Genomic DNA, 1,300 nt, shown 5'->3' on the forward strand with positions numbered 1-1,300 from the left:
GTTAATTAATAACTGTTAATTTGGCTTTTTATGGTTTATTAAATCATCCCTAAAGATGTAGCGATCAATCGAATCGCATTTTTCTTCTTATAATAGAAGTGATCTTTCTTCATCGATAATTCAGTGTAAATAAAGCTGTCTTTCGGCTTATCTGCATTTAAGTATTTCCTCTTGATGATTTCTGCCTCGTCATAGTCTAAAACATACTGTAAAGCCTTATCGATCTGCTTGAACTTAATATTGCTAATATATCTCGTGTCTCTAATCTCCGGGAACAAACTGATTCCTTCGTGTTGTAACTCCACTTCATTCTCAAAACGAGTTTTCAATGCGCGGTATTCCTTTAGTATTTTCACTACTTCTTTCTGAACCTGTTTTTCTGTCTCTCTATCGATAGCCGGTAATAATGTTAATTGTCTCTCCATGAAGGAATCCCCCTATTTCTGAATTTGTCTTTTTACATTCACATCAGGTACGTGAAATTTTACTATCTTATTATTGAATAAGGGAAACATGCGTAGCGAGTAGCCCCCACCATACACTCTGCATTGTTCCGTTATTCATTAAGCCTTTAATAATCTATGTTTCTTGTTGGCCATCTTCTCTTTTGCTACTTCAATGTTATCCGTTACCCTCTTATGGTCCTGATCAATCTGAATCATGCCATCAAACCTAACTGGAGCCACTGCTTCATCTACGTATTGTAAGTAATCGATCGGGGCTCGTTCTGTCTGTTCTACTAAGTATCCATAAATATCGAAGTCTGCTCTTGGTATAGACTTCTTGCCCTTCGGTTGATGAGACATCCTTACATAAGATTGAATGACTGATAGTGGCACTGCGAATACTGACTTATCCTTACTGAATTCTATAAGGAAGAAGCATATCGCTCCCATCTTCTCCGCTTTCTCCAGGTAATCCAATTGATGCTGTGCAATGTTCTTTAAATCAAAACGTGTGTCTTTCTCTGTAGACTTCGCTTCAAATGCTACAGCTCGTCCCTTATATACACCGTCATAGTCTACTGTGCTCTTTGCTTCATAGAATCCATTTAGTACACGGCCACCTTTGCTCTTTAACACCTTCACAGGAGTCGGACGCTTGTTAATAAGCGCCACTCCCCCTCTTTGATACATATCATTCGCTAGATTAATAAGCATTTCAAATGCCATACCTCTGTTTCCTTGTCCCACTGTTATTCCTCGCTTTCTATTCAAAGGATTATTTTGTTGAATTTTTTACAACCAATCATTAAAATATCTTATAATCGTTATATACAAACTTATTTTTAGGAGTAGAT

At 37.2% G+C, this 1,300-nt stretch carries 2 protein-coding genes; both read right to left on the reverse strand.

The annotated features are described in order from the left end of the window. Positions 1-38: 38 nt before the first annotated feature. Positions 39-425 carry an ArpU family phage packaging/lysis transcriptional regulator gene (locus tag DN401_RS29570; RefSeq protein ID WP_086404365.1) on the reverse strand — a complete coding sequence of 129 codons (387 nt, stop codon included), beginning with the start codon at positions 423-425 and terminating at the stop codon, positions 39-41. Between the two features lie 138 nt (positions 426-563). After that, a complete protein-coding gene (locus DN401_RS29575) occupies positions 564-1,193 on the reverse strand; it encodes a Holliday junction resolvase RecU (protein ID WP_100655125.1) in 630 nt (209 codons plus the stop codon). Positions 1,194-1,300 lie beyond the last annotated feature (107 nt).

The organism is Bacillus sp. BF2-3 (genome assembly GCF_008368795.1).
Taxonomy (GTDB): domain Bacteria; phylum Bacillota; class Bacilli; order Bacillales; family Bacillaceae_G; genus Bacillus_A; species Bacillus_A cereus.